The organism is Salmonella sp. GDC200615, from assembly GCF_050574145.1.
In the GTDB taxonomy this organism is placed as follows: domain Bacteria; phylum Pseudomonadota; class Gammaproteobacteria; order Enterobacterales; family Enterobacteriaceae; genus Salmonella; species Salmonella enterica.
Window position 1 is genome coordinate 3,888,465 of record NZ_CP192247.1, and the last position, 20,040, is coordinate 3,908,504.

Below are 20,040 nucleotides of genomic sequence, written 5' to 3' on the forward strand. Positions count from 1 at the left end.
CAGGCCTACGCTCGAAAGCATCATTTGGAGGCCGGATAAGACGCTACGCGTCGCCATCCGGCGAGAACTCGTCTTATCCGGTACGACTGACTTCATCAAATAAGGTGGCTAGCCCGCTGCGCCGCTCCGTACGCGTCACAATCGCGCCTGCCAGGATCCGTTCATCGGCATACAGCGATAACCGCCGCCGCGCTCGCGTAACAGCGGTATACACCAGCTCCCGCGTCACGACCGGCGAACGCTGGCTGGGTAAAATCAGCGCGGCGTGATCAAATTCAGACCCCTGTGATTTATGTACCGTCATCGCCCAGGTTGTATCATGTTCCGGCAGACGGCTGGGCTGAACGGACTTGATCGTGCCGTCCGGCATCACAAACCAGACGCGTAACCCCTGCCCGCGATCGAGCGCAATACCAATATCGCCGTTAAATAGCCCCAACGCGCTATCGTTGCGCGCAATCATTACCGGACGCCCTTCGTACCAGCGAGAATGCGGGTGCCGCTGAATTTTTCGTTGCTGCACCATCGCCTGCTCAATGCGGTCATTCAATCCCCTCACGCCAAATGGGCCTTCGCGCAGCGCACAAAGCAGTTGATACTCATTGAAAGCCTGAAGGATTGCCTCCGGCGTCGCTTTTTCATGCAGCAACCGCAGGTAGCGACCATAGCCCGCCAGCGCTTCATCCAGCATCCCGGCATAATCGTCGCTGCTTTGCAATGTACGCTTCTCTATATCGCTAAACCCCTGCTGAAAAACAGCCTGGATTGCCGACCTGTCGCCGCAGTTAATTGCCGCCGCCAGCTTGCCGATGCCAGAATCGCTGCCGAAACGATAGCTCTTTTGCAACAAACAGAGGCTATCGCGTAAAGATGCGGCTTGCGTTCCGGCCCCCGCCGGAATGGCGCTACCAGTGAGTCGACTTAGCTGTCGGGCGCGTTCCGCCGTAAACCCTGCGTTGACATAGGCGCAAATATCGCCCAACACAGCGCCCGCCTCAACGGATGCCAACTGATCGCGATCGCCAAGAAAAATGACCCGCCCGTGCGGCGGCAGAGCGTCAATCAAACGTGACATCATCGGCAAATCAATCATTGATGCTTCATCGACCACCAGCACGTCCAGATGTAGCGGGTTGCCCGCATGATGGCGTAATCGCTGGCTGCCGGGCTGTGCGCCTAGCAGTCGGTGCAGCGTACTGGCGTCCTCCGGTATACGCTTTTTCTGCGCATCGGTAAGTGGAAGCTGACGCAACGCCGCGCCGAGCGACTCCGTCAGGCGTGCGGCCGCTTTCCCGGTCGGCGCTGCCAGCCGGATACGGCAACGTTCGCCATCCGCCATTTGAATTAATGCCGCCAGCAGCTTCGCGACGGTGGTGGTTTTACCGGTGCCGGGACCGCCTGAAATCACGGAGATACGGCGAGTTAGCGCTACGGCGGCGGCCACCTTTTGCCAGTTCACCTCGTCTGTCGGAGGGAATAGCGCGTCCAGAATACGGGATAACTGATCTTCATCTACGGCGATGGCCTGGTTAACCTCGTTAAAAAAGCGCGCAACCGTACGTTCGTTGCACCACATGCGATTCAGGTAGAGACGCTCGCCGCACAGAATTAACGGCGCGGGGCTATCGCCGCAGCTAACCGCCGCAGACGCCAGTAACCGCTTTTTCCAGTCGATTGGCGTAGCCGTTTCGCTTATACAGGCGACCAGTAAGGGATGCGCCTCCTCCGTTAACGTTAAACGCGACAACGGCAGACACACGTGACCTTCACCTGCGTCATGACTAAGCAGCGCTGCCGCCAGCGTCACGGCGGGATCGTCGTTACCGGCGACGGTTAAAGCAAACTGGGCATCAATGGGCCGTAAGAGTTTTTGTTCAACGGCCTCCAGCAACCGCTCCTGGATTGTCATTGCGCCTCCTCACTCATTTCACCTGCAAACATATCATCCAGTTGGTTAATTAACGCCGCCGCAGGGCGAGTGGTAAAAATACCCTGCTGCGGACGTTCGCTATCCACCCCGCGTAAAAAGAGATAGATGACGCCGCCGAAATGGCGTTCATAGTCGTAATTCGCCATGCGATGACGAAGGTAACGATGCAATGCCAGCGTATAAAGCTGGTACTGCAAATCATAGCGATGCGCCTGCATCGCCGTAGCCATCGCCGCCTGGGTATAAGCGGCGCTATCCTCGCCCAGCCAGTTAGATTTATAGTCGAGCAGGTAATAGCGCCCCTCATAACGAAAAACCAGGTCGATAAAGCCCTTTAACATGCCGCGAACCTGCATGAAATCCAGCGCAGGGCAACCTGCTGAAAGCGGGTCGTATCGACGAATCAACGCATCCAGCTCTCCGGCGGTAAGCGGCTGGGCAATCGGCAGATAAAACTCCATTTCGACCTGTTTTTCACGCTCGGTCAGCACGCTCAGACTAACGCCCGTCTCGTTAAGGGGAACGTGCAACACGGTGTCCAGCCAGCGGGTAAGTACGGGCTCCCATCGCGTCTCAAAACCACTCAGCTCCAGTTTTTCCTGTACCCATTGGGGGTTTATCGGTTGAGTAAAATCAAGCTCTTCAAACAGGTTGTGCAAAAATGTTCCCGGCGATGCCCCGCGAGGAAAGTGATGCGGCGTCATTGCCGGCGCTTCCGCCGCTTCGCCAACGCCTGCGGCGTCAATGTCGAGACGAGGAATAAGATCTTGCGCCACGCTATGTCCCCGCTGCTGCAAACCGGAATAACTGGTGACGCGCCAGCTATCATAAAGCAGGCGTTGCAGCGTTCTGGCACTGAGTTCCGCGTGCGATGCAGCGGCAATTTGCCAGCGGTCGTTATCCGTATTGCCTGGCGTTCGACACACGATATCCTCGTCGCATAGCGCCTCAATACAGGCGCGAAGGCCTGCGGCATCCATCGGTTCGCCTTTTTGCAGGAGTCGCCCAAGCGCGCTTTGGTGCACATCCGTCTCTCCTTTCTTATCGCTACGACGCCGCACCAGCGGCGCGACGCCGAGGCTGCAATGCCACACTGCACGGGTCAGCGCGACATAAAGTAGGCGCAGGTCTTCCGCCAGGCGTTCGGCTTCCGCCAGTGCTATGCTCTCTTCGGCGTGACTAAGGTCCAGCACCGCCTCGTAGGAGTGCCTGTCGTGATAAAAAGCCTGGTCCTGCACGCGGAAATGGGTGATAAAAGGTAACCAGACCAGCGGGTATTCCAGACCTTTCGATTTATGAATGGTGACGATTTGCACCAGATGCTTATCGCTTTCCAGACGTAGTTGCTGGCTGGAAGCATTGCTATCGGGTTCAAGGATATGCTGCGCCAGCCAACGCACCAGCGCATGTTCGCCTTCCAGCTGCGAACCGGCTTCCTGTAACAGCTCGCTAATATGCAAAATATCCGTCAGCCGACGTTCGCCTCCCGCCGTCGCCAGCAGGTTTTCAGCAATATTGCGCGCCGACATTAGCGCGCGCAGCATAGGCATCACGCCGCGTTTATGCCAAATCTGTCGGTAGCCATCAAACTCTTCGACAACCGCATCCCACGCATTTTCATCATTGTTAAGCGTTTCGATATCCAGCGCGGTAAGGCCCATCATTGATGTCGCCAAAGCGCTACGCAGCGTATTCTCACGTTCGGGCGCCATCACCGCCTGCAACACCCACAGCATCTCCTGCGCTTCGAGCGTTTCGAATACGCTGTCGCGGTTAGAAAGATAGACGGAGGGGATCGCCAGTAAGGTCAGCGCATCCCGTATCAGCGCGGCTTCCCGCCTGCTGCGCACCAACACGCTGATATCCGAGGCACGAACGGGCCGCGACGAATCGCCGTTCGTCAGCAGCGCGTCGCCCGTTTGCCCGGCACGCAGCCAGTCGCGAATTTGCGTGGCGCACACCTGCGCCATATAACTTTGATAATCGCCCGAACCGCAGCTTTCCCCCTCCATTAGCCACAGGGTCATCGCCGGTTGAGGCGCGTCATTCACTTTAAATTGCAGCGACTGGTTTCTGGGCGCAAACTTTACCGGACTGAAGGGAATATCGCGGAACATAAAGGCGTCGTTCATCTGACTGAACAGCTTGTTAACGCTATTCACCATCCCCGGCGCGGAGCGCCAGTTAGTGTCAAGCGTATAGTGCGCGCTCACTTCGCTGCGAGCCTTCATGTAGGTGAAGATATCCGCGCCACGAAACGCATAAATCGCCTGTTTAGGATCGCCAATCAGCAATAGCGCCGTATCGGGTTGATGTCGCCAGATACGGCGAAAAATACGGTACTGTTGTGGGTCGGTATCCTGAAATTCATCGATCATCGCCACCGGAAAACGGGTACGAATCGCCGCAGCCAGCGCCTCGCCGCTTTCACTACGCAGCGCGGTATCTAAACGGCTGAGCATATCGTCAAACCCCAGCTCGCCGCGCCGGCGTTTTTCCTGAGCCACCGTTTCACGGATCTCTGATAGCGCTCGGGTAAGAACCAGATCTTTAATCGATAGCGGTTCGCCCAACAGGTTATCAATGGCGACAAACAATGGGTGCTGGGGCGTCACGCCGCCAGCTTTGGTGCGCTCAGCTAAAAAACGCTGTGAAAATTTTCCCAACGCCTCGGGTAATTGATAGTTTTTCGTCTCTTCTTGCGCCCACGCGGTGATCTTTTCGATCCATTTCGCCTGATTGCCGCGGTTGAACTTTCTGCGATCGATGCCGGATGATTCGATCAGCGCGTCCAGCTCGCTAACCGCCTCACACCACTGCTGCTTCACCTGGTTGATGCGCGCCAGGAGCTGTTCATGACGCGATGCCAGCGTCTCCTCCTGCGATGGCGGCGCTTTAATGACCGGCGCTTCGCCCTGCAGATAACGATCGATATCCTTTAAGAGCGCCTTCGGTCCCTTCCACACGTCAAACACCACCTGCGCGATGTCGCGCGGCAGCGGATAGCAATGACGCCGCCAGAAATCGGCGCAGGCCTGATAACGCAACAAAGATTCGTCTTCAATAAGCTGTTGCTCAAACAACATACCGGATTCGAAAGCGTTCAGGCTGAGCATACGCTGGCAAAAACCGTGGATGGTAAAGACCGCGGCCTCGTCCATTTGTCGTTCTGCCAGTAATAACCACTGCGCGGCCTGCTTTTTGTCGCTAATTTCTTCCAGCAAGCGGGCATACAGCGGATTATCCGTGCTTTCCCGCAGACAGGCGATGCGCAACTCATGGATATTACTGCGGATGCGCCCACGCAGCTCTTCAGTGGCGGCCTCCGTAAAGGTTACCACCAGCAGTTCTTCAACGGTCAACGGACGGGGAAATGCGGTGCTGCCGCCTAAACCGAGCAGTAGCCGCAGATACAGCGCCGCGATAGTAAACGTTTTGCCTGTGCCCGCTGATGCTTCAATCAAACGCTCGCCTGTAAGGGGCAAGCGCAGAGGATCAAGAGTCTCGGCGACATCATTCATTCTTTTCGCTCATTAGAGGTAACGTTTGCTGCAAAGCGCTGACGTTATCCCACACTTTCCAGCCTGTCGGATGCACGTATTCTGCTTTTCCATTCTGGCTACCGGCAATCTGTGACAATATTGCCATACCTTGTGGTTCCACCACCGCCTGGTGGAAGAAATCGGCAAGCTTTTGTGGCGTCAGCAATTTTATCTGAGCGATGATTTTATCACGCGAGTCAAAGCGCATATTACCCCGATCGAAATCCTTGCTTAAACGGGATGCTTCTTCGCCCAACGTTTGCGGCGCCTGGCGCATTTGCGTAATGATCGCCTGCTGAATTTGGGCGAACTCTTCCGGCTTCATCGCCCTCAGCTTCGCCTCGGCGTCAGGGAAAAATGCCTGATAGCGTTGCCACAGGTAAGAGGGCTGTTTATCGTTGCTCTGTAGCAGGAATCCCATTCCCCACTGACGGCCAACGCTCATCGGAAAGGCGAAAACAGCGTATCCCAGTTGCTCTTCGGTTCGTAGCTGATTGTAAAACCACGGTTGAACAATCTGACCTAACATCGCGCTGTAGGCGGCGCTGACGTACTCGTCGTAGCCGACCGGGACAAAGACCGCTGCTAACGCGGAGTCGGTGCTACTGCCCGCTTTTTCAAATATTACGGACTGCTTTTTCTCAACCACCACGTCTTTGTTACGACACCACGCCGATCCGTTCGCCGCGAGCTGTTTTTGGACATCTTGCGCCAGAGAGGTCGCCTGGGCTTCGCTCATATTCCCTATAACCAGAAATTCCGGACGAGCGCCCGTTTTTAACGCATTACGATAGGCCATCACCTCTTTTAACGTAATGGACGGCAGCAAAGCGCGACGTTCATCACGGGAAAAATAAGGCACCTGCGAAATCATCTGCACCGGCATAATCGCCTGTTCGTAGGCTTTTCCCTTCTCCGCAGAATCCATCATCTGCGTATACCAGGATTTTGCCTGCGCCAGCTGTTCCTCCGTGGCGTCGTAGCTAAAATATCCTTCCAGCAGCGCCAGGAAAAGCTGCGGCAAACGCTGGGTATAACCGTTCGCAGTGACCATCAGACCATTGTTGGCGTTAGTGGAAAAGCTAATGCCGCCCACTGCCGCCTGGTTGCTGAGCTGATCGAGCGCCATTCCCGCCAGATAATCATTAAGGGCGAACAGTACCTGATTGCGGGCGCTGTCCATCGCCTGCGGGTTACGCAATACCACGCTCACGTCAGCTTTTGGCTCGCTGGCGAAATAACGACTCGGCGCATAAACCACGCGCAAATCCGCTTTATCGACAATCAGTTCTGGCCGCACGTAGTTTTTGTCATTCTTAACAAGCGAAAAATCATCAGGAATATAGGGGTTTAACTCCGGCAGCGACAACGCAATGCCCTGTGCTTTTTGCTGCCAGTTTTTAAACGTCTGTTCGCTAATCTTATCGACCTGATAAGGCGCATCCACAAAATACGCAATCTTATTATGGGGCTCCTGGGGACTGATGTACCAGATGCGCGCATTCTGCGGCGTCATCATCGCCAGGCGATTTTTGATAGCGGCAGGATCGTAACGATCGGCGATATTCGCCGCATCCAGCGTATGCGCTACCGGGACGCGGATCATAGTGTCCGCCAGCCACTCGACATAGTCCATATCGCGGGTAATCGACGGATAGCGGAAGTCGAGATCCAGCACATGCGCCAGCTCGTCAAAGTAACGTTTATCTATCCCTTTTTCACGTAACGTATTGAGATAGCTAAAGATAGCTGCGACGACTTCATCACGATTGGCCAAACCTTTATCAGTCAGCGTTGCCGAAATGGCAAATACGCCGCTGTTACCATTAACAATCGGATCGGAATCCGCGCTAATACCTTCGACCAGTCCTTGTTTTTGCAGCCAGTCAGAGAGCGTCCCCGGGCTACGATTGCCAATCAGATAAGAGACCAGTTCATCGGTCTTGCTACGGAACTGCGCGCTATTGTTATCAATACGAAACTCCACGCGCAGCACTTTACGCGGTAGCGCCGGCACGTAATGAATAATGATGCCCTTCTGCGCCTCGGTGATGACAGGTACGGTAATTTCCGGTTTTTTAATCTGTTTATTCGGCACGCGACCATAGGTTGCGGCGGCAATACTCGCCAGTTCCGGCAAGGGTTTATTACTGTAAATCACCGCCTTCATCAGATTAGATGAATAGTATTTTTCATGAAAAGCGATCAACGCCTGTTGCACCGGATTTCCCGGCTTATCGCTTAGCGTTTCCAGATTGCCGCCAGAAAAGTGCGAGCCTGGATGCGCCGGGTTAATGGTTTCGGCGCTTACCTGCGCCATACGCATACCGTCGCGGGTGCGCGCCATCGTCAGCTCGGCATTCACCGCGTTTCGTTCGCGTTCGGCATACTTTTTATTGAGCAATGGCGCGGCAATGGCGTCGGCCAGTCGATCTACGGCACCTGGAAGCGCGTCGTTTTCAACCTCCAGGTAGAAGGCTGTTCGATAAGGCGCGGTGCTGGCGTTGTGGCTACCGCCATGTCTTTTAAGGTATTCGGCAAGGCTATCCGCCTGCGGATATTTTTTTGACCCCATCAGGCACATATGCTCAAGATAATGAGCAAGCCCCTGATGAGCCTCAGGATCTTCAAGCGATCCAACGGGCACCACTAACGCTGAAAGCGACTTTACAGCCTGCGGATCGGATACGAGCAACACCACCATGTCATTATCAAGACGTATCGCCTGATACTGCCGGGTATCTTTATCGCTTTTACGGATAGTTTCTTGCAGCGGTTGCCAACCGATATCCGCCTGAACTGCAGGCCCCCAGAGGGCGACCAATAACAATAACGCTTTGAACCAGGTGCTGCGGGGCATTCACGGACCTCATCATTAACTTTCATTCCCACTCATCTGTATGGTCACGTAAACCATCGACCTGAGCGGAACGGGATATTATTGTGCTGAACCAGGCAGCATTTTTTTATCAGTAATCAGTCCGTGACGAAGAGCGCATCATAGTCGAAGCCTTTTAATGGCGCGATTTTCATACAATCAACGAGACTGATTAAAACGAAACAGCGGTAACAGGTAATGCCGTGACTGCGCAATGATAGCCTGCAACGTTTCAGATTCCAGCTGACGCCAAAGACGTTGATACCAGATATCTTCGCCTTCGCCGCTCACCATCATGTTGCCTTCATAAGCCTGTAGAAACTTTGTTCTGGCCTTCTGTAAGGTGTCATCGTCGTCTAACATGACATCATTTTCAGCGTCATAACAGGCTTTTATCCATGCGCCGCCGCTTTCCGGCAGTACCAATAGCGGAGAAGACATGCCTTCCCGGTAGCCTTCAATCAGTTGCGCCAGGTAAGCCATTGCCTGCGTTTTATCAAGAGGCGGAAATCGCCACTCTCCCTCTTTGCGCAAAAACAGGCGACTTTCGCCACTCCCGCCGCTGGCACAATAGACAAGGTGTTCCAGCCAAAGTTGCACACCTTGCGCCACGCTGATTAAAGCGGGACGCCAGCGCAATAATCCATCCTCCTGTACCTGCGGCAGCCAGCCGGTTAGCTGAACGCCATTGCAAAGCAGATCCACTTCCAGGCTTTGGCTCGGCTTACGGCAGGCGATGACCCGGCTTGCCAGTTGCTGCATCTCCTGACATTGCGCATCCCAGAATATTTCGCCAAACGCGCCGTAAGGCAACTCTCCCGCAGCCCGGAAACGGCGGAACAAGCGTTCGGCGTCGTCCTCTTCAACCAGCGTATTGAGCAACTGTTGGTTAAGTTGATATCGCGTCAATCCCTCTAATTCAAACGGTTCCGCATCAGGAATCTCACTCTCTTCCGAGCGGAAATTAACCTGAAGCCGCATCTGAAAAAATGCGCGTACCGGATGGGCCCAAAAACGCTGCAGACTTTCCAGAGTCAATGTTTCCGGCATCGTAAAAGGAAGCGGCTGCACAAAGTCAGAATGCGCTTTTCCCGACTGACTCGCCGCGGGCAACCACTCTCTGGCATAACTTTGCTGTTCGCCGGGTTGGTAATTTTGCGCATCAAAAGGCATACGGGTATGCAGACGCGTAATATGCGCTTTGACTCGTGCTTCGCTCTCATCACAGGTCAGCGTTTCGTCGCCCGGCAAATAGTGGCTTTGTCCGATGTAATCCACCAATTCTTGCACCAGTACAGAGGGAAAGCGTTCGCTATTATCCTGGATGGAGCGACCGATGTAGCTGATATACAGCGTCTGCTGCGCCGAGATTAACGCTTCCAGAAACAGGTAGCGGTCATCGTCGCGACGGCTACGATCCCCGCGCATGGGTTTTTGGCTCATCAGGTCAAAGCCCAACGGCGCAAGCTGGCGCGGGTATACGCCGTCGTTCATTCCCAGCAGGCAAACGACTCTAAACGGAATGGAACGCATCGGCATCAGCGTACAAATATTGATGGGGCCCGCCAGGAAGCGCTGGCTAATACGTTCCTGATCCAGACGCTGCGCCAGTTCATCCCGCAGTAGCGAAATCGGTACCGCGTCGCCATATTCCGCCGCGACGCCTTCGGCGATAATGGCCTGCCACTGCTGTTCAATCAATGTCATTGCCGCTTCCGTGTCCGCATCGGGCAGGAAGAAATCATTGAGCATATCGCGACAAACGGGCAGCCACTCTTCCAGCGGTCGCTCCTGCGCCAGACCGCGCCGCCAGATATTAAGCTGCATCAGCAGCGAAGCCAGATGCCCGACCAGCTCAGCAATCAGACCGCTGGATTCGTCATAAGGCAGAACCGACTGCCACTCGCCCTGGGCGCTTTCCATCGCATACCCCAGCAGCATACGCGTCAGGCCAAATTGCCACGTATGCTGCCCCGTGGCAGGAAGTTCCAGCTCGCGTACGTTGTCATCGTCAATTCCCCAGCGAATGCCTGACTCATTGACCCACAAGCGCAAATAACGCAACCCTTCTTCGTTGATCGTAAAGCGGGCAGCCAATACCGATACGTCTAACAACGCCAGAACATCCTCGGAGACAAAGCGGCTGTCCGGTAACGAAAGTAGGCTGATAAATGCCTGTAACACCGGATGTGACTGACGCGCCCGCCGATCGGAAATGGCATAAGGCAGATAGCGCTCCGTTGGCGCGCTACCAAACACCGCCTGGATAAACGGGCTATAGCTGTCAATATCAGCCACCATAACGATAATGTCGCGCGGCGTTAGTGTCGGATCGGCTTCCAGCATCGCCAGCAGGCGATCGTGCAGTATCTCCACCTCGCGCTGCGGGCTGTGACAAACGTGAAAAGAGAGGCTGTTATCCTCGGGATCGAGCAGACGCTTATTGTCGCTGCGCGAATACTCCTCAAGATTTACGCCCGCCACCGCATGGCTTTCCAGTTCAAGGATGTCCGCCTGAATCCGATGCAAAAGATTATCTGGCGTAATATCAACAAACGCATCCAGCTCCTGGCTGTTTTCCAGTTCAGATAGCAGGTAGATATAATCCCGTCCCAGTTTTCCCCATGAGGCCAGTAGCGGATTACCGATATCCTGTTCACCGTCGCTGTTAAATAAGGCTTCCGGATTCTGGTTTTCACGGAACAACGGTAAATGACGGTCTTCAAAACTGTGACGACGCTGGCGAGCCATGAGTTTTGCCAGCCAGGCTGGGTCTTTAATATCCCCCCAGTAATACCGACACGGATTAGTAAAAAGGAGATGGATTTCAATATGTTTACCCAGCGCCTGCAATGCTCTGAGATACACTGGCGGTAACGCGGAAATGCCGCAAATAAAAACGCGGGACGGCAACCCTGGCGGGCAGGCGGTCGCGCTTTCCAGCGTTTGAATAAAGCGTTGGTAGAGATTGGCGCGATGCCAGCGCGGCTGCCCCAGCGCGGCGGTATATTCCACCAATGCTTTCCACAACGGCGCCTGCCAGTTTTGCGCCTCTCCCAGACCTTCCACGGTTTTTCCCGCTTCCCACTGCGTAAGCCAGTCAGGCCGATAAACCAGATACTGATCGAACAGGTCGGCGGCGCGCGCGGAAAGCTGAAAGAGTTTGCGTTTATCGGTGTCGTCGGTCAGATAATGGAGCAGCAGTACAAACTCATCCTTATCCAGCAACTGCGGCAGCAAGGTCATCAGTTTCCAGCTCATGCTTTGTTTGCTGAAAGCGCTTTCTTTGGGGATATCCGGCAACACGCGGACAAACATCTCCCAGATAAAACTCGCCGGTAACGGAAAAGCGATATTCGCCGCAATACCAAACTTTTGTGAAAGGGTCATCTGCAGCCACTGCGCCATACCCGTGCTTTGTACCAGAATCATTTCTGGTTCAAAGGGATCATCCAGCCGCTCGCGTTCGACGATGAATTCCATCAACGCTTCCAGCACATCCAGACGATTGGAGTGGTAGACCCTTAACATAATTACTCCTGACGATTAACGATTTGGACAATGCAAGCGCGTCATCTGCCCCTGCCTGCCAGAGGGTGAAACCATCGTGACACTGATGCTGACACATCCCGATTGCGTTGTCTGCATCCGGTTGGCCTTCCAGCCTTCAGCAGGCGAAAATGGATACAGAGCCGTTTGCTGCCACGCCTGCCGCCAGATCTGAAGATACTGGTGTCGTAATGCAAAACTGTGCATTAATACCCGCTGATAGCCTGACAGCGCGGTGACGATCATTACCATTAGAACCATCGCCACTAAAACTTCCGGGAGGCTAAACCCGCGTTGTAAATTCAGGGGATGCGACATAACGCCACCTCTTTTAACGGACAAAAATCGCTCCAGCCGTGGGGAGAAAAGACAATGCTTCCCTGAATGACGTTGCCCAAACGCCATAACGTCATGCTGTCATCTTGCGCCGCCATCACCACCTCATCCCCCGGTAACCTCCGCAAACAGACTCTCGCTCCTGAAGAGGAATAGCGCCGACATTCCATTTCGGTTACGCCTGACCATAGCTGCCCCCGCCCCCATTCCAGCGCCGACTGTACGAGCGCCTGGCGTTGTATCGCCAGGCTCTGCGTCGTCACGCGGGTGGCATAGCTGGCCTGCTGCTGATTTACGCCTTGCAGTAGCAGACTGCCCAGAATCAGTATTAAAAGCGCCAGTATTAGCGAAGAAGCGCCACGTTCCCGATTCACAGATTAAATCCCGTTACGCTGTATTGCGCGTCAATAACCGTCTGAGGCTCGGCTTTGCTGGCGCCGCGCAGATGCAGCATGAGCACTGGCGAGAATCCCGTTATATCCCGGCGCTCAACGGTAAACGCCGTGATGAGTACCGTATTGGGATCGGTCATTTTTTCCCATCCCTTACCCTGGCAAGATGTTGCTCCGCGTAATGTCTCCAGAACGTTATCCTTCACACGAAACCCGGTCTGGTCGGCCTCTTTCGCCGGTATGGTATCCCAGACACCGTTATTATTCCCGTCCCACTGAACGATGACGCATTGCCCCTGTTCGGCAAGATGTAACCCTTCGCCAATACAGTGGCCATGACAGTAACCCGCACGTTGAAGATGCTTCGCTACGGTATAGGTTCGCTGCCAGATTTCATCTTCCAGCGATAACTGTCGCGTGTTGTGCCAGATCTCACGCTGTAGCGCCGGTAAAAATCGTGCGGACCCAAGCAGTAAAATGGAACCTATCGCCATCGCCAGCACGACCTCCAGTAGCGAGAACCCCCGCGTGGTTATTGACACGTGGCGGCCTCGTTACGCTCGCATAGCCTGATTCGCCCCCAGGAGGAGACGACCAGACGCCACTCTCCGGCAGCGTTTTTCAGTACGATGTGCCCTGCCCATGCCGTATTGCGCAAGCCAAAGAAGGCTAACGACGGCGTGATATCGGCAAGGACGACATCACGCCAGTCGGGCGTAAACACAAAGGGGGAAGATGGCGTACACGATGTTTGCGTAGCAACAGAGCTGACAAAGCACCATGAACCGCCTTCGCTGACCACGCGAAGAATGTGATCGCGGTTATGCCAGTGAGCATCCTCACGAAGTTGCAGCAGGTAATCCCGCACCTGACATGCGGTTTGCCACAGGCGCTGTTGCTGCTGCCAGCGTTGCCAGCCATAAAGTCCTGTGGCGCTGAGAATGATAATGAGCGACATCGCGACCACCGTTTCAATGAGCGTATAGCCCTGTTGTTTTTTCATGTCGGCAGTATGGCGGGCGGAAGAAAAATAACGAGCGCCAAATACAGATTGTTCGGCGCGTTACGGAAAAAAGTTCATGTCTTGCAGCGCGTTGCAAAATTTCAGGAATCCGCGCCGAAGATTGAGACGAAGGGTAAAAAAAACCGACGCGCAATGACGTCGGTTATGGCAGGATCGTCAGCGCTTAGATAGCGACCGGCGCTTTAATACCGGGGTGCGGATCATAGCCTTCAATTTCGAAATCATCGAACCGGTAGTCAAAAAGCGAATCGGGTTTACGCTTAATCACCAATTTCGGCAGCGCGCGAGGTTCACGGCTTAATTGCAGGTGCGTCTGCTCCATATGGTTGCTGTACAGGTGCGTGTCGCCGCCGGTCCAGACAAAATCGCCGACGTCCAGGTCGCACTGTTGCGCCATCATATGCACCAGTAACGCGTAGCTGGCAATGTTGAACGGCAGACCGAGGAACACATCGCAGGAGCGCTGATAAAGCTGACAGGAGAGTTTTCCATCTGCGACATAAAACTGGAAAAAGGCGTGACACGGCGCCAGCGCCATCTTATCCAGCTCGCCGACGTTCCACGCAGAAACGATAATACGACGAGAGTCCGGGTCGTTTTTAAGCTGGCTTAAGACCGTGGCGATCTGATCGATATGGCGGCCATCCGGTGTTGGCCATGCACGCCACTGCTTACCATAAACCGGGCCTAAATCGCCGTTCTCATCGGCCCATTCGTCCCAGATGGTGACATTATTTTCGTGCAGGTAAGCGATGTTGGTATCGCCCTGCAAAAACCATAGCAGTTCGTGAATAATTGAACGTAAATGGCAGCGTTTTGTCGTCACCAGAGGAAAGCCTTCCTGCAGGTTAAAACGCATCTGATGGCCAAAAATGGAAAGCGTGCCGGTGCCGGTACGGTCGTTTTTCTGTGTGCCTTCATCCAGCACTTTTTGCATCAGTTCTAAATACTGTTTCATGGTTCCTCAGGAAACGTGTTGCTGCGGGCGGCGGCGATATGCCCAAACCATCATGATCGCGCCAGCGATAATCATCGGGATAGAGAGAATCTGCCCCATGCTGATGTACTGTACCCACGCGCCGGTAAATTGCGCGTCCGGCTGGCGGAAGAATTCAACAATGATACGAAACGCGCCATAGCCAATCAGGAATAATCCGGAGACTGCGCCCATCGGACGCGGTTTGCGAATAAAGAGATTAAGGATGATAAACAGCACCACGCCTTCTAATGCCAGCTCATACAACTGGGAAGGGTGGCGCGGCAATACGCCGTAGGTATCAAAAATAGGCTGCCATTGCGGATGTGACGGCAGCAGCGCAATATCTTCCGCGCGTGAGCCAGGAAAGAGCATGGCAAACCGGAAGTCAGGATCGACGCGCCCCCACAATTCACCGTTGATAAAGTTGCCCAGACGCCCGGCGCCCAGGCCGAACGGAATTAACGGCGCAATAAAATCAGACACCTGAAAGAACGAGCGCTTCGTGCGCCTGGCGAAGATAATCATCACCAGTATCACGCCGATAAGCCCGCCGTGAAAGGACATGCCGCCGTCCCAGACGCGGAATAAATAGAGCGGGTTATCCAGAAACAGAGGGAAGTTATAAAACAGGACATAGCCAATACGTCCCCCCAGGAAGACCCCCAGGAAACCTGCATAGAGTAAATTTTCAACTTCGTTTTTGGTCCAACCGCTTCCCGGACGGTTAGAGCGACGCACCGCCAACCACATCGCGAAAACGAACCCCACCAGATACATCAAGCCATACCAGTGAAGCGCGACGGGCCCAATTGAGAAAATGACCGGATCAAAGTCCGGAAAATGCAGATAGCTACTGGTCATCTGTCACCACAATTTCTTGTTATTTCGCTGAAGAGATAGCGATTGATAAGCGCGCCTGCGCGTTGCAGACGCTCCAAAGGTGCGAATAATAGCACAAGGGTTAAAAGCGAGATGCCGATTACCGTTAAAAGATATGTATACGCATTGTCTTTCATCTTGCAGGCGTGTTGTCTGCGCCGTGAATCCACAGTCACTCTCTTTTCCCGCTCCAGTCGTTACAACCCTCCGCGAATCAATCCCCCCATCCCGCGGCGCTCCATAAACGCCGCCACCTGATGACGCACCTCGGTCGCCATCTGCGCCTCAAGGCTGCGTCTGGCAAGGGTTTGCGCGTCTTCAAAATCGATATGCCGCAGCAGATATTTCACACGCGCTACCGAACGGCCATTCATCGAAAGATGGCGATATCCCAGACCGATAAGAATCGCCACGCACATCGGATCGCCCGCCATCTCGCCGCACAAGCGAAGATCGAGGCCATTTTTTTCGGCTTCCTGCGCAATCATGCTCAGTGCGCGCAGCATAGCCGGATGCAGACTGTCGTAAATACTGGCCACGCGGGTATTGTTGCGATCTACCGCCAGGATATATTGCGTTAAATCGTTGGTGCCGACCGAGATAAAGTCGATCCGGTTAGCCAGATGCGGCAGCATAAATACCATTGACGGTACTTCCAGCATAATGCCGATACGCGGTTTCGGGATCGCATAGCCGATCATCTCCTCGACCTCGCGCCCGGCGCGTTCGATCAGACGCCGCGCTTCATCGACTTCATCAATACTGGTGACCATCGGCAACAAAATGCTGAGGTTGCCAGTCGCCGCATTGGCGCGCAGCATCGCGCGGACCTGGATCAAAAAGATCTCCGGCTGATCCAGCGTAATGCGGATCCCGCGCCAGCCCAGACACGGGTTCTCCTCGCTGATCGGCATATAGGGCAGTTGCTTATCCGCTCCCACATCCAGGGTCCGCAGCGTCACCGGTTTATCGTTAAACATTTGCAGCATCCCTTGATACTGCGCCACCTGCTCTTCTTCCGAGGGAAACCCGCTTTGCAGCATAAAGGGAATTTCAGTACGGTACAGGCCGATACCGTCGATCCGACTGCCTAACTTTTCCTCATTCTCGGGACTGAGCCCGGCATTCAGCATCACTTTGATACGCTCGCCGCTTTTCAGTTGGGCGGGAAGATTGACGTCGTCCTCCGCCAGACGACTGAGTTCTATCTCTTCACTAATGAGCCGCTGATATTCCTGAATAAGTACGGGTTCAGGATCGACCAGTAATTCACCGCGATAGCCATCCACCACCAACGTACGGCGATGTAGCACCGAAGGCTGGATATCCGCACCCATGACGGTCGGGATACCGAGCGCGCGCACCATAATCGCCGCATGCGAGTTTGCCGCGCCGTCGCGCACCACAACGCCCGCCAGCCTGTCCTGCGGCAGCTCCGCCAGGGTGGTCGCCGACAGCTCATCCGCGACCAGAATAAAACGTTCCGGCCAGGCGTTTGGCCCCTGAACTGAATCATCAAGGTGGAATAACAGCCGCTGCCCCAGCGTGCGTAAGTCTCCCGCACGTTCTTTGAGGTAGTTATCGGTTAGCGCCGCAAATTGCTCGGCAAATTTTTCGATGATTTTTTTAACGGCCCACTCCGCAACAGCGCCTTTGTCGACCTCGGCGAAGAGTTCGCGACGCAGTCTGGCGTCTGAAAGCAGGTGTGAGTACAGATCAAAAATGGCCGCCGTCTCTTTTTGCGCGCCGGCGGCAAAGCGTTTGCTGTATCGTCGGAATTCGTTCGCCGCCTCTTCCAGCGCGCCGGTCAGTCGTTCACGTTCAAGAGAGGTATCCAGCGTAGACGCTTCGTAAACCTGTTCCATCAGCGGCATGGTCGCGTCTTGCCAGCCCGTTGCGATAGCCACGCCCGGCGCCGCAGGAAGCGCGCGGATTCGCGTCTGCCGGTATTGCCCGAACAGCGCTGTGACCTGCGACTGTGACAGGATAGCCGCCATCTGCGTAGCGAGCGTGACAAGGAAAGACTCTTCGCTTTCATCGTACTGGCGCAATTCGCGCTGCTGTACGACCAGCACGCCGAGAAGTTGGCGACGCTGAATGATCGGCACGCCGAGAAACGCGCGAAAACGCTCCTCTTTTACCGAAGGAATGTATTTAAAGCTGGGATGTTTTTGCGCATCGGCAAGGTTAATGGGTTCCGCCAGTCTGCCCACCAGACCGACGATCCCCTCATCAAACGCAAGCGCAACGGTTCGACCACGCGGTTTTTTCAACCCCCGCGTCGCCATCAGGTAATAACAGCGTCGGTCATGATCGGCCAGGTAAACCGAGCAAACCTCAGTATCCATCGCAAGACAGATATCCGTGACCAGAATATTCAGCGCCTCGTTCAGACGCGGCGCACTGGCCACTTTTTCGACTATTTCGCGCAGGCGAGTGAGCATAATTTGCGTGGCTTAACCTCTTTTACGTCGATAAGCAGGCGCGCTTTGTAGCTTAGGGGGATTATCCTGAAGCGCCATGACAACACTTGCAAACTCTTTCATTACCCTGCGGTAGACATCGCGTTTAAATGACACCACTTGTCGAACCGGATACCAGTAACTTACCCAGCGCCAGCCGTCAAACTCCGGCGTACTGCTGGTTTGCATATTGATTTCGGCGTCGGCGCTCATTAACTGCAAAAGAAACCACTTTTGTTTCTGGCCGATACATACCGGCTTTGTGTCCCAACGCACCAAACGTTTTGGTAACTTGTAACGCAACCAGTTGCGAGTAGAAGCAAGGATCCGCACATCTTTACGGCTTAACCCAACCTCTTCAAACAGTTCCCGGTACATCGCCTGTTCTGCCGACTCCCCTGGATTTATCCCGCCCTGCGGGAACTGCCAGGAGTGCTGACCAAATCGCCGGGCCCACATCACCTGCCCCTGACGATTACAAATTACGATACCTACATTTGGGCGGTAGCCATCGTCATCAATCACCGGACTACCTCAACATAAACCTTATATATGAACGATTGTTTCATACTCCAGTGAGGCGGTAAACCACTCTGTAATAGTGACACAGCCTAATAACAATTGAATAACTCACAGTAAATAGCCGAGTTATAAACAGATGATGACGCCCTTGCGCCATTTTATTCACCTTTTCTGTGGATATAGTTGTGAAGAAGTATGGAATTACCACGGGAAAACCCAGAACAGTCTGAATTCCTCATGCTGGAGACAGTAAAAATAGTGCCTTATATTCATTGCGTTATAGACAAATCTTACATGCTACCTTCATAAAGCGTGACCAGCATCACATCTAAGATCCTTATGCTGATGAAAGATCAACCAGCGTCGGTTTTATCCACAGATTGTGCCAATAACTTACGCACTATTTGTCTGAATTTTCGATTTTCGTCGCACGTCAAGGCTGTAAATGGAAACAGTAGTGGTGGTTTTACACAGTTATCCCAACTTTCTGTGGATAACATAGTGTAAGATCCTGTTTATTGTCAGTGACCAGAATTGGAAAACCCGCTTCAGCGTTGCGCAACACGAAGAAACAACACAAAAAAGGCAATAAAAATCAGTCTATTGAATATAAGACACAGAAAAAGATAAACTCTGCCCATACGGTATAAAATCACTGCTCATTTTTTGACCTAAGGTAATTGTCATGTCCGCTCTTTGTCCGCTACTGACTCCGCCTGCTTCGGAAGCATTGCTGTTAGCCCAGGCGCGGCAGCTTTCCGGCTATACGTTAGGCGAGCTGGCGGCGATGGCCGGCATTACCACGCCTAAAGATTTGAAGCGAGACAAAGGCTGGATCGGCGTCTTGCTGGAGATCTGGCTCGGCGCCAGCGCCGGGAGCAAGCCGGAGCAGGATTTCGCCGCATTAGGCGTAGAACTGAAAACCATCCCGGTGGATAGTCTGGGTCGTCCTCTGGAAACAACCTTTGTTTGCGTGGCGCCGTTAACCGGTAACAGCGGCGTGACCTGGGAGACAAGTCACGTACGGCATAAATTGAAGCGCGTGCTATGGGTGCCGGTCGAAGGCGATCGCAGCATACCGTTAGCCGAACGCCGCGTAGGTTCGCCGCTACTCTGGAGTCCGAGTGAAGAAGAGGACAGGCAGCTACGCCTCGACTGGGAAGAGCTGATGGACATGATAGTGCTGGGCCAGGTGGAACGCATTACCGCCCGCCATGGCGAAGTCTTGCAACTGCGGCCCAAAGCCGCCAATGCCAGGGCGCTCACCGAGGCTATCGGTGCGCGCGGGGAACCTATTTTGACGCTACCGCGTGGATTTTATCTGAAAAAAAATTTTACGCAGGCGCTGCTGGCTCGCCATTTTTTATTGCAGAATCCGTAACGTCCATTACACGCAAATGCACCTCCGCTATGGCTACGCGTCGGACCGACGCCCGATAAACGTAAGCGTATTGTCGCCGCTATTTTACACCGTTCCTGGTTGCGCAAATTCAGCCTGGGCTTTCGCCCGTCACCCGACGGGCCTATAATTACCGCTTCTTTTTTTG

General features: G+C 54.1%; 13 protein-coding genes. 1 reads left to right on the plus strand and 12 read right to left on the minus strand.

The window, feature by feature from the left end:
* Positions 1-73: 73 nt before the first annotated feature.
* From recD to rppH, 12 genes are all read right to left on the minus strand, one after another.
* A complete protein-coding gene (recD, locus tag ACQ29O_RS18845) occupies positions 74-1,909 on the minus strand; it encodes an exodeoxyribonuclease V subunit alpha (RefSeq protein WP_000155128.1) in 1,836 nt (611 codons plus the stop codon).
* Complete coding sequence (gene recB / locus ACQ29O_RS18850; RefSeq protein WP_001000559.1) at positions 1,906-5,451, minus strand: exodeoxyribonuclease V subunit beta; 3,546 nt, start codon at positions 5,449-5,451, stop codon at positions 1,906-1,908. Before recB ends, recD begins: the two co-directional genes overlap by 4 nt.
* Positions 5,444-8,332, minus strand: a complete 2,889-nt coding sequence (gene ptrA, locus ACQ29O_RS18855; RefSeq protein WP_001138256.1) for a pitrilysin — start codon at positions 8,330-8,332, stop codon at positions 5,444-5,446. The genes recB and ptrA overlap by 8 nt, the downstream gene beginning before the upstream one ends.
* Positions 8,333-8,509: 177 nt before the next feature.
* Positions 8,510-11,881 carry an exodeoxyribonuclease V subunit gamma gene (gene recC, locus ACQ29O_RS18860; RefSeq protein WP_000946808.1) on the minus strand — a complete coding sequence of 1,124 codons (3,372 nt, stop codon included), beginning with the start codon at positions 11,879-11,881 and terminating at the stop codon, positions 8,510-8,512.
* 15 nt (positions 11,882-11,896) lie between these two features.
* Positions 11,897-12,217, minus strand: coding sequence for a prepilin-type N-terminal cleavage/methylation domain-containing protein (locus ACQ29O_RS18865; protein WP_000019294.1), 321 nt, complete (start codon positions 12,215-12,217; stop codon positions 11,897-11,899).
* Positions 12,202-12,609, minus strand: coding sequence for a DUF2509 family protein (locus ACQ29O_RS18870; RefSeq protein ID WP_001078539.1), 408 nt, complete (start codon positions 12,607-12,609; stop codon positions 12,202-12,204). The genes ACQ29O_RS18865 and ACQ29O_RS18870 overlap by 16 nt, the downstream gene beginning before the upstream one ends.
* On the minus strand, positions 12,606-13,169 hold the full coding sequence (locus tag ACQ29O_RS18875) for a prepilin peptidase-dependent protein (RefSeq protein ID WP_000029153.1): 564 nt from the start codon (positions 13,167-13,169) through the stop codon (positions 12,606-12,608). The genes ACQ29O_RS18870 and ACQ29O_RS18875 overlap by 4 nt, the downstream gene beginning before the upstream one ends.
* On the minus strand, positions 13,160-13,630 hold the full coding sequence (locus ACQ29O_RS18880; protein ID WP_000744668.1) for a prepilin peptidase-dependent protein: 471 nt from the start codon (positions 13,628-13,630) through the stop codon (positions 13,160-13,162). The genes ACQ29O_RS18875 and ACQ29O_RS18880 overlap by 10 nt, the downstream gene beginning before the upstream one ends.
* Before the next feature lie 184 nt (positions 13,631-13,814).
* Positions 13,815-14,609, minus strand: a complete 795-nt coding sequence (gene thyA / locus ACQ29O_RS18885) for a thymidylate synthase (RefSeq protein ID WP_000816247.1) — start codon at positions 14,607-14,609, stop codon at positions 13,815-13,817.
* Between the two features lie 6 nt (positions 14,610-14,615).
* A complete protein-coding gene (gene lgt / locus ACQ29O_RS18890) occupies positions 14,616-15,491 on the minus strand; it encodes a prolipoprotein diacylglyceryl transferase (protein ID WP_000204649.1) in 876 nt (291 codons plus the stop codon).
* A 215-nt stretch (positions 15,492-15,706) separates the two neighbouring features.
* Positions 15,707-17,953: a phosphoenolpyruvate--protein phosphotransferase gene (ptsP, locus tag ACQ29O_RS18895; RefSeq protein ID WP_000957886.1), complete on the minus strand. Its 2,247-nt coding sequence runs from the start codon at positions 17,951-17,953 to the stop codon at positions 15,707-15,709.
* A gap of 12 nt (positions 17,954-17,965) precedes the next feature.
* The gene (rppH, locus tag ACQ29O_RS18900; protein ID WP_000564481.1) at positions 17,966-18,496 is read right to left on the minus strand and encodes an RNA pyrophosphohydrolase; all 531 of its coding nucleotides are present in this window, start codon (positions 18,494-18,496) and stop codon (positions 17,966-17,968) included.
* 682 nt (positions 18,497-19,178) lie between these two features.
* Here rppH and mutH point away from each other — a divergent pair.
* Positions 19,179-19,874: a DNA mismatch repair endonuclease MutH gene (mutH, locus tag ACQ29O_RS18905; RefSeq protein ID WP_001274930.1), complete on the plus strand. Its 696-nt coding sequence runs from the start codon at positions 19,179-19,181 to the stop codon at positions 19,872-19,874.
* Positions 19,875-20,040: the final 166 nt, after the last annotated feature.

Bases quoted from the DNA above. Each gene is read 5' to 3' on its own strand.
- thyA (WP_000816247.1), bottom strand. From the start codon at position 14,609: ATGAAACAGTATTTAGAACTGATGCAAAAAGTGCTGGATGAAGGCACA.
- ptrA (WP_001138256.1), bottom strand. From the start codon at position 8,332: ATGCCCCGCAGCACCTGGTTCAAAGCGTTATTGTTATTGGTCGCCCTC.
- lgt (WP_000204649.1), bottom strand. From the start codon at position 15,491: ATGACCAGTAGCTATCTGCATTTTCCGGACTTTGATCCGGTCATTTTC.
- recB (WP_001000559.1), bottom strand. From the start codon at position 5,451: ATGAATGATGTCGCCGAGACTCTTGATCCTCTGCGCTTGCCCCTTACA.
- ACQ29O_RS18865 (WP_000019294.1), bottom strand. From the start codon at position 12,217: ATGTCGCATCCCCTGAATTTACAACGCGGGTTTAGCCTCCCGGAAGTT.
- ptsP (WP_000957886.1), bottom strand. From the start codon at position 17,953: ATGCTCACTCGCCTGCGCGAAATAGTCGAAAAAGTGGCCAGTGCGCCG.
- recD (WP_000155128.1), bottom strand. From the start codon at position 1,909: ATGACAATCCAGGAGCGGTTGCTGGAGGCCGTTGAACAAAAACTCTTA.
- recC (WP_000946808.1), bottom strand. From the start codon at position 11,881: ATGTTAAGGGTCTACCACTCCAATCGTCTGGATGTGCTGGAAGCGTTG.
- ACQ29O_RS18880 (WP_000744668.1), bottom strand. From the start codon at position 13,630: ATGAAAAAACAACAGGGCTATACGCTCATTGAAACGGTGGTCGCGATG.
- mutH (WP_001274930.1), top strand. From the start codon at position 19,179: ATGTCCGCTCTTTGTCCGCTACTGACTCCGCCTGCTTCGGAAGCATTG.